This window comes from Melioribacter sp. Ez-97 (assembly GCF_051488665.1).
GTDB lineage: Bacteria > Bacteroidota > Ignavibacteria > Ignavibacteriales > Melioribacteraceae > Melioribacter.
The window spans coordinates 137,690-151,289 of the sequence record NZ_JBPSEG010000002.1 but is presented as its reverse complement, the minus strand read 5'-3'; the positions used below and the strand labels follow the sequence as shown (position 1 = coordinate 151,289).

The 13,600-nt window shown below is 41.8% G+C and carries 11 protein-coding genes; all 11 read left to right on the top strand.

Annotated features, from left to right (window positions below; genetic code table 11):
* Positions 1 to 4 precede the first annotated feature (4 nt).
* The 11 genes from ACSSWA_RS03010 to ACSSWA_RS02960 all read left to right on the top strand — a co-directional run bounded on the left by ACSSWA_RS03010 (position 5) and on the right by ACSSWA_RS02960 (position 13,597).
* Positions 5 to 1,345 carry a c-type cytochrome gene (locus tag ACSSWA_RS03010; RefSeq protein WP_437355104.1) on the top strand — a complete coding sequence of 447 codons (1,341 nt, stop codon included), beginning with the start codon at positions 5 to 7 and terminating at the stop codon, positions 1,343 to 1,345.
* Between the two features lie 178 nt (positions 1,346 to 1,523).
* The gene (locus tag ACSSWA_RS03005; protein ID WP_437355103.1) at positions 1,524 to 2,648 is read left to right on the top strand and encodes an aldose epimerase family protein; all 1,125 of its coding nucleotides are present in this window, start codon (positions 1,524 to 1,526) and stop codon (positions 2,646 to 2,648) included.
* Positions 2,649 to 2,680: 32 nt separating this feature from the next.
* Positions 2,681 to 4,435, top strand: a complete 1,755-nt coding sequence (locus tag ACSSWA_RS03000; RefSeq protein ID WP_437355102.1) for a sodium:solute symporter — start codon at positions 2,681 to 2,683, stop codon at positions 4,433 to 4,435.
* Positions 4,436 to 4,440: 5 nt separating this feature from the next.
* A complete protein-coding gene (locus ACSSWA_RS02995; protein ID WP_437355101.1) occupies positions 4,441 to 6,141 on the top strand; it encodes a ribulokinase in 1,701 nt (566 codons plus the stop codon).
* Complete coding sequence (locus ACSSWA_RS02990) at positions 6,141 to 6,848, top strand: L-ribulose-5-phosphate 4-epimerase (RefSeq protein ID WP_437355100.1); 708 nt, start codon at positions 6,141 to 6,143, stop codon at positions 6,846 to 6,848. The genes ACSSWA_RS02995 and ACSSWA_RS02990 overlap by 1 nt, the downstream gene beginning before the upstream one ends.
* On the top strand, positions 6,845 to 8,341 hold the full coding sequence (araA, locus tag ACSSWA_RS02985) for an L-arabinose isomerase (RefSeq protein ID WP_437355099.1): 1,497 nt from the start codon (positions 6,845 to 6,847) through the stop codon (positions 8,339 to 8,341). The genes ACSSWA_RS02990 and araA overlap by 4 nt, the downstream gene beginning before the upstream one ends.
* Positions 8,342 to 8,388: 47 nt before the next feature.
* Entirely contained in the window at positions 8,389 to 8,973 is a 585-nt protein-coding gene (locus ACSSWA_RS02980) for an HAD family hydrolase (protein WP_437355098.1), read from the top strand.
* A gap of 1 nt (position 8,974) precedes the next feature.
* Positions 8,975 to 9,829 (top strand): peptide chain release factor N(5)-glutamine methyltransferase, encoded by an 855-nt coding sequence (gene prmC, locus ACSSWA_RS02975; RefSeq protein WP_437355097.1) that lies wholly within the window; start codon positions 8,975 to 8,977, stop codon positions 9,827 to 9,829.
* On the top strand, positions 9,826 to 10,290 hold the full coding sequence (gene dtd / locus ACSSWA_RS02970) for a D-aminoacyl-tRNA deacylase (protein ID WP_437355096.1): 465 nt from the start codon (positions 9,826 to 9,828) through the stop codon (positions 10,288 to 10,290). The genes prmC and dtd overlap by 4 nt, the downstream gene beginning before the upstream one ends.
* Complete coding sequence (locus ACSSWA_RS02965; RefSeq protein ID WP_437355095.1) at positions 10,287 to 11,189, top strand: metalloenzyme; 903 nt, start codon at positions 10,287 to 10,289, stop codon at positions 11,187 to 11,189. The genes dtd and ACSSWA_RS02965 overlap by 4 nt, the downstream gene beginning before the upstream one ends.
* A complete protein-coding gene (locus ACSSWA_RS02960; RefSeq protein ID WP_437355094.1) occupies positions 11,186 to 13,597 on the top strand; it encodes a DNA internalization-related competence protein ComEC/Rec2 in 2,412 nt (803 codons plus the stop codon). The genes ACSSWA_RS02965 and ACSSWA_RS02960 overlap by 4 nt, the downstream gene beginning before the upstream one ends.
* Positions 13,598 to 13,600: the final 3 nt, after the last annotated feature.

Sequence of the window (13,600 nt, the reverse complement as noted above, 5' to 3'; positions counted from 1 at the left end):
GTATATGGAATTCTTAGACAAATATGTATTGCCGCAATCCGCGCATCATATGGTTCTGCTTAAATATTTGATGGCGCTGGCATTATTGATTTTTATTCCCTATGTCGGTTTGCTGATTGGATCGCTGACTTTTTCTCTTTTCTTTAAAAACAAAAGCGAAAAAAACAACAATACCGCTCATTATAAATTTTCAAAATTTCTTATTGACCTGGTAACCTTCAATAAGGTATCAGCGTTCGGACTGGGATTGGTGCCTTTGTTGAGTATAGCGTTCAGCGTGGCTCAACTTTTGCACCTTTCGAATGCGCCTGCCGCAGGCTATATCATTCTTTCTTCGATAGTTTATATCGCCGCCATTATATTTGTCTATACGTACAAATACAGCTTCCATATGAGAGATATACTGGGCGCTGTAACCGAGAATGAAAATATTAAAGAAGAAATTAAAGAAGAATCGTCTTTCTACTTGAGTCGTACCAATAAGCTTTTGAGAAAATCCGGCGTATTCGGACTATCGTTATTGTTGGCGTCCGTTTATTTATTTGCAGGTTCATTGAATTTTACGACCCGCCCGGAATTATGGAACTCCGGCAATTATTTTGTTCATATAATTTTTTCGTTGCAGACTTTGGCGGGATTCTTACAGATAATTTTGTTTTCTTTAGGATTTACAGCAGCTTTCATTATTTATAAATCATATTCCTCCGATGCAGTTAAATCAGACGAAAAATACTTTGACTTTATAAAAAATTTCGGACTAAGAACAGGCCTGGTCATTTCGATAATATTGCCTTTGTTTATTATCATATCGATAATGGTAAAATCGAATCAGGCATTGTCGTACAATCTGTTTGCTTATACGCTATTGGCGCTCTTTGTCGTCATGTTTATTAGCGTTCTGTTTTATCTTATGATCAGGGACGCTCAAATCAGATATGCCTCGTCGTTAGTCTATTTATTCGTTCTGGCGGTATTCTTCATTGTAATGCAGGAATATTCTTCGTTGGATACGGCGACGAAAAAGCAATTTGCATTGCTTGCGGCAAATTACGATGAATATAAATCCGCACTTGAAGAAGAATACGGCTTGAAGAAAGTAGTAATAAACGGCGCGGATATTTACAATGGAAAATGTATCGCATGCCATCAATTCGACAAGAAACTGGTAGGTCCGCCTTATAACGAAACTCTTCCTAAATACGAAGGGAAGAAAGAAGAGTTGGTTAAATTTATTTTGAATCCGGTAAAAGTAAATCCCGATTATCCCGCCATGCCTAATCAAGGACTCAAGCCGGCGGAAGCCGAAGCCGTTGCGGACTATCTGTTGAGCACGTACAAAAAATAAATTTTACGGGTATCCTTGTATTCGGGATACCCTTCCTATCTTTGCTCCTCTCCAAAGTTCTCCAAAAAAATGTTTTGAAAAAAGTAATTATAGTTTTATTATTCACATCAAGAATTTCGATTTGTGTTATTTCTTTAAGTACCCGGCAAATTTTTTATTAATTTTATAGGGCATTATTATGGGGAGAATAACAATTATTTTGCTGGCGGCAATTATGTTGTCTTGCTCTTCAAACCACGGGAACAAAATAACTCAAGATAATTTCGGCATAGCTCCGGACGGCTCTCCCGTCTTTCTCTACACTATGAAAAACTCCAACGGTATGACCGTTAAACTTACCAATTACGGCGCTTCTCTTGTATCGATTGTTACTCCCGATAAAGACGGTAATTTCGCCGACGTTATAGCAGGATTCGATTCTCTGAGCGGTTACGTTAACGACAATTCTTTTATAGGCGTTACCGTCGGAAGATATGCCAACCGTATCGGCAAAGGAAAATTTAGAATCGATGATAATGAATATCAACTTACAATTAACGACGGCAACAATCATCTTCATGGCGGAGTAAAAGGATTCCATAAATTGGTATGGGATTCGGATATAGTTGCCGGCGATACGAGCTCGTACGTTGTTATGAAACTTCGCAGTCCTGACGGCTACGAAGGCTATCCGGGTAATGTAGACGTGGAAGTAAAATTCTCTTTGAACGACAACAACGATCTTGTCATCGAATATACGGGCTCGACTGATAAACCCACAATATTAAACCTTACCAATCACGCGTATTATAATCTGTCGGGTAATTTTGAAAATACCATTCTAGATCACATCCTGACGATTAATGCGGATAATTTTACTCCTATCGATTCGGAGTTAATACCGACGGGCGAAATAGCGCCGGTGGATAATACTCCGATGGATTTCAGAAAGCCGGCTGCAATCGGAGCGCGAATTAACGATGATTATACTCAACTGAAGTACGGCAAAGGATACGACCATAATTGGGCTTTGAACGGTTATAACGGTAAAGTGAGAAAAGCCGTAACGGTTACCGACCCCGAAAGCGGAAGGGTATTGGAAATTTTTACCGATCAGCCAGGCATTCAATTTTATTCGGGAAATTTTTTAAACGGAACAATTGTAGGTAAAGGAGGCATAAAATATAATTACAGAACCGCTCTATGTTTGGAGCCGCAATTTTTCCCCGATTCACCGAATAAAGATAATTTCGCTTCGCCTCTGTTAAGACCGGGCGAACTTTATCGTCAAAAAACCGTTTATCATTTCGGCATTATGAAATAATCAATATTTCACAACAAATAGATGGTACCGTTATGAGCACACTTTACACTCTCGATTGGATTATAATATTTGGCTATTTTGCCATCATATTGGGGCTTGCTTGGTGGGTTATCAAAAAACAGAAAAAAACCACCGACGATTATTTCCTGGCAGGCAGACATCTGGGATGGTTTATAGTAGGAGCTTCAATTTTTGCATCTAATATCGGGTCAGAGCATATTGTCGGTCTGGCGGGTTCGGGAGCTACCGACGGCGTTGCGATGGCTCACTATGAATTACACGCCTGGTGTTTGCTGGTGCTGGGCTGGGTAATGGTGCCTTTCTATCTTCGTTCCAGAGTTTATACAATGCCGGAATTTCTGGAACGCCGGTTTTCTCCGACCGCGCGTACGGTGCTTTCCGGTATCTCGTTGGTGGCTTATGTATTAACTAAAATTGCTGTCGGAGTATTCGCAGGAGGTATTGTTTTCTCCGTTCTTCTGCCTGATATAAATTTTCTCGGTCTCGACAGTTTCTGGATCGGTTCCATACTTGTAATCGTTATAACAGGTATTTATACGGTATTGGGCGGTATGGCTGCTGTGGCTTATACGGAAGCGCTTCAGACTATAATACTTATTATCGGTTCGATTCTCGTAACTTATTTCGGTTTACAGTATTTGGGCGGCTGGAGCGAACTGAAAGCAATCGCCGGCTCGGAAATGTTCAACTTGTGGAAACCTCTTGTGCCTGCCGGAGTCGAAGCAACCTGGGCGCCCGTAAAAGAAGCGGGCAGAATGGCATGGTATTTTAACGATAATTATCCATGGATCGGAATGCTCTTTTGCGCTCCGATTATCGGTCTGTGGTACTGGACTACGGACCAGTATATTGTTCAACGCGTTTTGTCCGCTCCGAACGAAAGGGAAGCCAGAAGAGGCTCGATTGCAGCAGCTTTCTTTAAATTATTGCCCGTTTTCATTTTTATTATTCCGGGCATCATTTTTTATGCGTTGGCTGTAAGCGGCAAGGTGCCTGCTTTCTCGGAACAGTTAATCGGTCCGGACGGACAGATAATTCGCGACAATGCGCAACAGGCGTTTCCGATGATGGTGGCTCATATTTTGCCCGTAGGCATCAGAGGATTGGTGGTTGCAGGTCTGCTGGCTGCATTAATGAGTTCTTTAGCCGGCGTATTTAACGCTTGTTCAACGCTGTTTACGATCGACTTTTACTCGAGATTAAAACCGCATGTCACTCAGGAAAAACTCGTCTGGGTGGGTAGAGTAGCGACAACCGTGATGGTTATAATCGGATTGCTCTGGCTGCCTGTAATTCGCGGCGGTAAAGGTTTGTACGATTATCTGCAGGGAGTACAGGCATATCTTGCTCCTCCGATTTTCGTTGTATTCTTTGCGGGAATATTTAATAAACGTTTGAATGCCAAAGGCGCTCTGGCTGCTTTGTTCAGCGGCTTTGCTCTCGGAATTTTCAGGCTCGCTATCGACACTCCGGTCAAACTCGTCTCCGGCTTCCAGTACGAACAGGGTTCTCTCTTATGGATATTAAATAATATCTTCTTCCAGTATTACAGTCTGCTTATCTTTTTGGTAAGTCTTATTGTTATGTATGCGGTAAGTTACGCAACCGAAGAACCGGAATATGAAAAAATAAAAGGATTGACATTCGGAACGATTACGGACGAGCACAGAAGGGAATCCCGCGCAAGCTGGAATGCGGTTGATGTTATTGCTTCAATTATTGTTGTACTTATGATTCTCGGCGCTTATATCTATTTCAGCGGGTAATAATCATGGCAAAATATACAATCGGACTCGATTTCGGTACGAATTCATGCCGTTCCCTGATAGTTGAATTGGGGAACGGCGAGGAATTAGCAAGCTATGTTTTTCCGTATCCTACGGGAGAAAACGGGGTTATTATAGACCATAAAAATCCCGAACTTGCCCGACAAAATGCCGCCGACTATTTAAAGGGCATAGAAGTAACAATTAAAGAAGCTCTTCGTATTGCCAGAGAGAATAATCCAGAATTTAAAAACGAAGACGTAATCGGAATCGGCGTCGATACAACCGGCAGCAGTCCTATGCCCGTAGACGAATATGGAAAACCTTTGAGCAGCTACGAAAAATTCAAGGATAATCCCAATGCGTACGTCTGGCTGTGGAAAGATCATACGAGTTATGAAGAAGCGGCTTACATTACAAGAGTAGCTTCGGAAATTCGCCCTCAGTATTTAGCTAAAATCGGCGGAGTTTATTCGTCGGAGTGGTTCTGGAGCAAAATTTTGCATTGCAAAAATATCGACCCGGAAGTATTTGAAGCTGCGTACAGCTGGGTTGAAATTTGCGACTGGATTCCCGCCGCTTTGACGGGCAATACCAATCCGAAAGAAATCAAAAGAAGCGTTTGCGCCGCCGGTCATAAAGCTATGTACAGCAAACAATGGGGAGGTTTGCCCGACAAAGAGTTTTTGAAAAAACTATCGCCAGGTCTGGAAGATCTACGGGACAGACTTTACGAAACGGCTTATCCTTCTAATGTTAAAATCGGAAACCTATCGCCTGAATGGGCTGAAAAACTTGGACTTAGCAAAGAGACTGCAATTGCTGTCGGCGCATTCGACGCTCATATGGGCGCCGTCGGTGCGGGAATTAAAAAGGGAACTCTTGTTAAGATAATCGGCACAAGCACCTGCGACATTATGATTCATCCCTGTAAAGAAAAATTGAACGATATCGAAGGCGTATGCGGCATTGTAGACGGATCGGTTATGGAAGATTACTTTGGCATCGAAGCCGGTCAATCGGGCGTAGGCGACATTTTCCTTTGGTTTGTTAATAATCTCGTACCGGACAAATTCGGCAATACAATCGACGATAAATTCAAAATGCTCGGCGAAGAAGCGGAAAAACTGAAACCGGGCGAAAGCGGTCTGCTGGCGCTCGATTGGAATAACGGCAACAGAACAATCCTGGTAGACGTCCGTTTGACCGGTTTGTTAATCGGTCAAACGCTCCATACTACCGCGCCTGAAATTTACAGAACGTTAATCGAAGCTACCGGCTTCGGAGCTTTGAAGATTATCGACAGACTCGAGGAATACGGCGTCCGTGTCGAGGAAGTAGTCAATTGCGGAGGACTCGCAGTTAAAAATAAATTATTGATGCAGATATATGCCGACATTACAAACCGTACTATGAAAGTATCCCGAAGCGAACAGACGCCCGCGCTAGGAGCCGCTATATTTGCCGCCGTTGCCGCAGGAAAGTCCGCAGGCGGTTACGATTTCATTATTGACGCTCAGGAATCGATGACAGGAATCAGTAAAGTTTATAATCCGATTCCCCGGAATCACGAAATATATAAAGAACTTTATCGGCTTTATTCGCAGCTGCACGATTCTTTCGGCACAAAAGATTATAAAGAAAATCTTTATAACGTAATGAAAGATTTATTAAAAATAAGAGATAAAGTCAGGAGCGGTGAATAATGCTTGAAAACTTAAAAAGAGAAGTCTTCGACGCTAATTTAAGGCTAGTGGAATATAACCTTATTATTTCGACATGGGGAAACGTAAGCGGTATCGACAGAGATAAAAACCTCGTCGTAATAAAACCGAGCGGCGTCGATTACGACGAGATGACAGCCGACGATATGGTTGTGGTCGATATGAACGGCAAAGTCGTCGAAGGCGAATTGAAACCTTCTTCCGATACTCCGACTCATCTCGAACTCTATAAAGCTTACCCGGAAATCAACGGAATAACTCATTCTCACAGCACTTATGCAACGGTCTTTGCCCAGGCGCTTATGGAAATTCCGTGCCTCGGCACTACCCACGCAGACAATTTTTACGGTCAGGTGCCTCTTACAAGATTTTTGACTGAAGACGAAGTTTTAAATGATTATGAAAAAAATACCGGTCTGGTTATAATCGAAAGATTGAAGGGGATGAATATCGAATCGGTTCCCGGAGTGCTTGTAGCCGGACACGGACCTTTTTGCTGGGGAAAAACTCCCGAAGAATCAGTCGAAAAAAATTTGATTCTCGAAAAAATTGCGGAAATTGCTTTTAAGACTTTGTCGTTAAACAAAGACGTTCAGAACTTGCCCGACCACATTTTAAACAAACATTTTATGAGAAAACACGGACCCAACGCTTATTACGGTCAACAGAAACAACAGGGGGAAAAATGATTGATATTAATAAATATGAAATATGGTTTGCCGCCGGAAGTCAGCATTTATACGGTCAGGAAACTCTATCCAAGGTTAAGGAGAACTCGGTTGCAATCGTAGATGCATTTAATGCCAAAAACAAAATTCCGGTTCAAATTGTTTTCAAGGATGTTTTAACAACGCCGGATGCCATTGCTAATCTGGCTATCGAAGCAAACAGCAGCTCCAGGTGCGCAGGTTTGATTTTTTGGATGCATACATTCTCGCCTGCAAAAATGTGGATAAGAGGATTGAACTTGCTGAACAAACCTTTTTTGCATCTCCACACTCAATTTAATCGCGACATTCCGTGGGACAGGATCGATATGGATTTTATGAATTTGAATCAGGCTGCTCACGGCGACCGCGAATTCGGGTTCATCTGTACGAGAATGGGATTGAATAGAAAGGTTGTAACGGGACATTGGCAGGATGAAAATATTATCGGTAAAATTGCAGTTTGGGTGCGAGCCGCAATAGCTTGGGCTGATTCCCAGGGGGCGCGTATTGCACGCTTCGGAGATAATATGAGGGACGTAGCCGTTACTGAAGGCGATAAAGTTGAAGCCCAGATAAAACTCGGTTACTCGGTATACGGTTTCGGAGTCGGCGATTTAGTTGCCTGTGTAAACCAGGTAAGCGAGTCTGCGGTTAAAGAACTGATCGAAGTTTATAAAAAATCTTACAATATAAATACGCCTTTCGAAGAGGGGGATGATAATTACCGCCGGCTATACGAAGCGGCAAAAATAGAAGCCGGAATGAGAAAGTTTTTGGAAGAGGGAAACTTCGCCGGTTTTACTACAACTTTTGAAGACCTGCACGGATTGAGCCAGCTCCCCGGTATTGCCGTCCAGCGTTTGATGGCGGAAGGGTACGGTTTCGGGGCGGAAGGAGATTGGAAAACCGCCGCTCTTGTAAGAGCGGTTAAAGTTATGTCTTCCGGTTTGAATGGCGGAACTTCGTTTATGGAAGATTATACTTATCATTTAGACCCCGCAAATCCGTTGGTCCTCGGCGCACATATGCTAGAAGTCTGCGAATCGATAGCAGCAGAAAAACCGACACTCGAAATTCATCCTTTGTCAATCGGAGGGAAAGACGATCCGCCTCGATTGGTTTTTGACGTCGCTCCCGGCAGCGCTCTCAATGCGTCTCTGATTGATATGGGCAACCGCTTCCGGTTAATAGTAAATAACGTTAAAGTTGTCGAACCGGAACATAAACTTCCCAAACTGCCTGTTGCGCGAGCCTTATGGAAACCGGAACCCGACCTTCATACTGCGGCTACTGCCTGGATTTATGCGGGCGGCGCTCATCATACTTGTTTTAGTCAGTCCGTCACTTCGGAATATTTGTACGACTTTGCCGAAATTGCCGGCGTCGAGTTTTTATTGATTGACAATTCGACGGAGATCAATCAGTTCAAAAAAGAATTGAAATGGAATGAAATCTATTATTCGGGGAAATAAGTATATTTGTACTTCAAAATCTTAGAATTTCTGAAAGGAGCACAAATATGCAGCCCGATCCCAAAGCCAGAGCGCTATTGTTCGATTGCGACGGAACTTTGGTTGATACTATGCCTTTACATTTGAAAGCATGGGAATACGCCATAAATTTTTACGGTTATAAATTTGACTATGATTTTTTCTTCTCGAAAAAAGGAATGCCGTCGAAGGAAATAATTAAATTATATAACGAGCAGTTCGGCGCCGACGCCGACCCGGAAAAAATTGTCTCAACCAAAAATGAATATTTCAGACAACACGCCGATTCCATAAAGCCGATTGAACCTGTAGCTTCGATTGTCTATGAATATCACAATAAATTGCCGATGGCTGTAGTTTCCGGCGGCTCTAAGGAAAATGTAATCCAGTCTTTAACCGTTACCGGACTCGATAAATACTTCGATTTGATTGTAACGGCGGACGACAATATCAAACACAAACCGGCTCCCGATATGTTTCTCTATGCTGCCGGAAAGTTGGGCGCAGAACCTGAATATTGCGTTGTATATGAAGACGGCGACTTCGGCGTCGAAGCGGCGAAAGCAGCCGGAATGATGATTGTAGACGTTCGAGATTTCATAGAAGTAGAATAACATGTTGACAGTTCTCAATGCCGTAACTTTGTCCGCAGAGTATCTGGAAAAAAAAGGCGTAGAGTCGCCGCGTTTGAATGCAGAGTTGTTGCTTGCCGATGTTCTTAAATGCAAGAGGATGGACCTTTACCTGCGCTTCGATCAACCTCTTAAAGAAAATGAAATCGATCGCTACAGGGAATTGATACGGCGCAGAGGAGCCAGGGAACCCTTGCAATATATTTTGGGCTATACCGAGTTTTACGGACTGAAATTCGACGTCGATGAATCCGTGCTTATTCCCCGACCGGAAACTGAATTGTTGGTTGAAAAAATTATTGAAATGCATAAAGACGCGGAATCGCTCAAGATTCTTGACATCGGAACGGGGAGCGGGAATATTGCCGTAGCGCTTGCTCTTAATTTAAAAGACGCCAGAATTGTAGCTATCGACAAATCCGAAGATGCGATTAAACTAGCGCAGCACAATGCAACTTTGCACGATGTTTCGGATTCAATCGAATTTATTAAAAAAGATATTTTTGAAGAATATCTGTTCCCGGACATCCGCTTTGATATAATTGTTTCGAATCCGCCGTACGTAAGCTATGATGAATTTAATAAACTGCAGGAAGAAATTGCGCGTTACGAACCCGAAATCGCAGTTACGGATTATAAAGACGGATACAGTTTTTATAAAAGAATTACCGGACTGGCAGTTCAATTTTTATCGCCCGGCGGAAGATTATTTTTTGAATTGGGACAGGGACAATCCGCCGAAGTTCATTCGATTATGAAGAAGTACGATTTCAACAATATAGAAATTGTTAAGGATTATCAAAAAATCGACAGAATAATCTACGGACAAAAACAATGAGAGCTCTGGTGCAAAGAGTATCGGAAGGTTCCGTTACAATTGAAGAACCCAAACATTTCGCTTCGATTGGGAAAGGCATGGTAATACTGCTTGGCGTTAAAGAAGGCGACACAATCGAAGACGTAAACTTTGTAGCGGACAAATGCAGCAATTTGCGTATATTCGAAGACAGTCAGGGCAAAATGAATTTGTCAGTCAAAGATATCGGGGGCGAAGTTCTCGTAATTTCTCAATTTACATTATACGGCGATACCAGGCGCGGCAATCGTCCCAGTTTTTCGGAGGCGGCAAAACCGGAAACGGCAAATGATTTATACGAAAAGTTTATCGAAAGAATGAAATTTAATCTTGGCGAAGCGAAAATTAAAAACGGTATATATGCCGCTATGATGCTTGTAAAAATTTTTAATGACGGTCCGGTAACTTTACTCGTAGAATCAAAAGAAAAAGGAAATATGTGAAGTCGGTTTTGATGATATTCATCGACGGGGTGGGAATCGGGAAAAAGGACTACGTTAACAATCCCTTCTTCAAATACGATTTTAAAATATTCAAGGAACTTTTCGGAGAAATTCCTCATCTCGGCAAACAACGCCTGACAGGAAAGAACTCATATGTTTTTCCTGTCGACGCAACAATGGGAGTGCCCGATATTCCGCTCAGCGGAACTGGACAAACTTCTATTTTCTGCGGCGTCAACGCTCCGAAAATTATCGGCAAACATTTCGGACCGTATCCTTATTCGACTCTTGTTCCTATTATTAAAGAAAAAAATATTTTTATCGAGCTTAAGCGCAAAAGAAAGAAAGTTACTTTTGTAAATGCATACCCGAAACAATTTTTCGACTATGTCAAAAAAGGCAGGCGAATGTTGAGCGTTACAACGTTATCCTGTCTTCTGAGCGGAGTTAAACTGAATAAGATAAGCGACGTTCATAAAGGCAGGGCGCTTAGCGCGGATATCGACAACTATAGATTTGTCAATAAAATGAATTACAAATTAAAAGTCATTACGCCCGAATTGGCGGCAAAGAGACTGGTTCGAATAGCTTCCCGTAATCATTTTACGTTATTCGAATATTTTCACACCGATCACCTCGGTCACGGAAGAAATCTCGAATTGTTCGACCTCACCGTTAAAACGCTCGACGGCTTTTTGCACAGCCTCGTTAAAATACTTCCCGACGAAATGACGCTATTAATCTGTTCGGACCACGGCAACTTCGAAGACCTCACTGTACGTACTCATACGCTCAATCCCGCGCTCGGTTTGACATACGGTAAATATGCCGAAAGGATTGCTTCGAAAATCAAGTCGCTGTACGATATAAAAGACTCACTAATGGAGTTATATGAGTGAATAAATATCCGCTGATAAAATTTATAGTATTTTTTATTTGCGGAATAATACTCGAATCGATACTCAAGCTTCCAATAAATATAATCTTCCCGCCGCTCTTAATTCTTTTTCTTCTGTCTTTGATACTGTATATTAAATATAAATCGGCTTACGGCAACGCTGTAGTTATTCTGACGATAATTTCAGCCGGCTCTTTTCATTATGCGCTCTCCGAATCCGAAAAGACGACTTATCCTTATACCCTCCCGAAATACAGAAACGCTTTTTTATACGGAAGAATTATAAGCGTCGATTTAATAAGGAAGGACAGATTGAATTTCACCGTTGAAGTCGACAGCGTTAAAAAGAACGGCAGCGTATCCAAAAAGAGAGTGAATATTTTTTGCTCCATAATATCGACAAACAAAAACTTACGGCGTATTTACGACGGGATATCGGTTGGCAGCGGCGTACGAATGAAAGGGACATTAATGAAGGCGAGGGATAAAAGGAATCCCGGAGAATTCGATTATCAGGACTATCTTTTCAGGAGAAAAATAAGCGCGCTCTTTTATGTCTATGATTCGGATAATTTTACACTGACGGATAGCGAAAGAAAATTCTTCCCCGATCTGGTATTTAAATTACGGTGCTCGATAGACAAAATGATATTTAGACAGCACGATTTTATCACGGCGTCATTGCTCCGCGGACTTTTACTGGCAGACAGAAATATGATCGATTACGAAATAAAAGAAAAGTTTATAAATGCGGGTGTTATTCATATTTTGGCCGTATCGGGACTACATGTAGGTTTTATTGCTTTTATGTTTTTTGTTTTGTTCCAACGTATTAATATAACGATAAGATATTTGCTTACGGTATCAGGACTGGTTGTTTACATGATTATCACAAATTCGCCGCCGTCAGTTACCAGAGCGGTTATTATGGCGTCCACTTATATAATAGCTAAGTATTCCGGCAGGGATTCGTCTCCGTTCAATACTCTTGCAATAGCCGCATTTGTAATTTTATTAATCAATCCCGGCGAATTGTTCGAACCCGGTTTTCAGTTGTCGTTCGCCGCCGTGCTCTCTATTCTTGCGCTAACGCCGTATTTTAACAACGTGATAGCCGGACGTGAATACTTTAATCAAAAAAACAAAAGATGGCTAAAAAATATTTTATTGTTTATGTCCGTATCTCTTGCAGCTCAAATTGGAACATTGCCGTTTACGATTATTTATTTTCATAAAGTATCGCTTATAGCGTTATTGTCGAATCTTATTGTAATCCCGTTAGTTGGAATTATAGTATCGCTTGGAATCGTAACTTTGGCATTTTCGGCGGCGTTTCCGCTCCTGGGAAAATTATACGCGTCTGCCGCAATCCTTTTTTCCCATTTAATGTTAACGGTCGCCGATTTTATCGGCTCGATCGATTTTGCTTATGTAAGAATTAATCAATTCTCCTGGTACGACCTGATACTATTTTATCTCGTATTTATATTTCTTGGATATTTGGCGTATCGTTACAAGAATATCTCCTTCCGAATTACGGCTGCAATCCTTTCGGTCGCCGTTATGATTTTATTTATGAAAATAGACAATTACGAATATTTCCCGGAAAACAAACTAACGGTCATGGTAATCGACGTTGGACAGGGCGACGCGTTCCTGGCAAGATTACCGGCAGGCGATTACATTTTAATCGACGCCGGCAGCGCAACGGAATATTTCGACAACGGGAAGAGAACTATTATCCCGCTTATGGATTATCTGGGAATAGATGTAATTAACTACGGCTTCATTTCTCATGTGGACAACGACCATTACGGCGGATTTATATCGCTTATAAAAGAGGGAAGGGTTAATTATCTTTTCAAACCCGAAATCGATTCGAGCGACGGGTCGGATATCGAATTGGAAAATCTTTTAAAGAGCAAACGCGTACCGTATGAGTATTATGACCATAAAATTATTAAATATCCGAAATCCCGCCTCTACGTTTTGAACGTTAATAAAGACAACGATATTCTAAATTCCAACGACAGAAGCGGAATATTGAAAATTGTTTATGGGAATACTTCGTTTCTCTTTACGGGAGACGCGTCTAAAAAAATAGAGAACGAATTAATAAATCGTTATGGCGAATTTCTGCATTCGGACGTATTAAAAGTAGCGCATCACGGCAGTAAAACAAGCACCTCGGAAAAGTTTCTGGAATTTGTCAACCCTTCTTACGCTATTATATCGGCAGGAGAGGGAAACTACTTCAAACATCCTTCGCCGGAAGTTATAGCTTTATTAATAAAGACGGATGTACGCATATTAAGAACTGACAGGCAGGGAGCTCTAATATTGAGGAGCGACGGAGAAAATATTGAAGTAATTAATTGGAAAAAACTCGAAAGCGGGCTTATATTTTGAGTA

Bases quoted from the DNA above. Each gene is read 5' to 3' on its own strand.
- ACSSWA_RS02995 (WP_437355101.1), top strand. From the start codon at position 4,441: ATGGCAAAATATACAATCGGACTCGATTTCGGTACGAATTCATGCCGT.
- ACSSWA_RS02990 (WP_437355100.1), top strand. From the start codon at position 6,141: ATGCTTGAAAACTTAAAAAGAGAAGTCTTCGACGCTAATTTAAGGCTA.
- ACSSWA_RS03005 (WP_437355103.1), top strand. From the start codon at position 1,524: ATGGGGAGAATAACAATTATTTTGCTGGCGGCAATTATGTTGTCTTGC.
- araA (WP_437355099.1), top strand. From the start codon at position 6,845: ATGATTGATATTAATAAATATGAAATATGGTTTGCCGCCGGAAGTCAG.
- ACSSWA_RS03010 (WP_437355104.1), top strand. From the start codon at position 5: ATGGAATTCTTAGACAAATATGTATTGCCGCAATCCGCGCATCATATG.
- prmC (WP_437355097.1), top strand. From the start codon at position 8,975: ATGTTGACAGTTCTCAATGCCGTAACTTTGTCCGCAGAGTATCTGGAA.
- ACSSWA_RS03000 (WP_437355102.1), top strand. From the start codon at position 2,681: ATGAGCACACTTTACACTCTCGATTGGATTATAATATTTGGCTATTTT.
- ACSSWA_RS02980 (WP_437355098.1), top strand. From the start codon at position 8,389: ATGCAGCCCGATCCCAAAGCCAGAGCGCTATTGTTCGATTGCGACGGA.
- dtd (WP_437355096.1), top strand. From the start codon at position 9,826: ATGAGAGCTCTGGTGCAAAGAGTATCGGAAGGTTCCGTTACAATTGAA.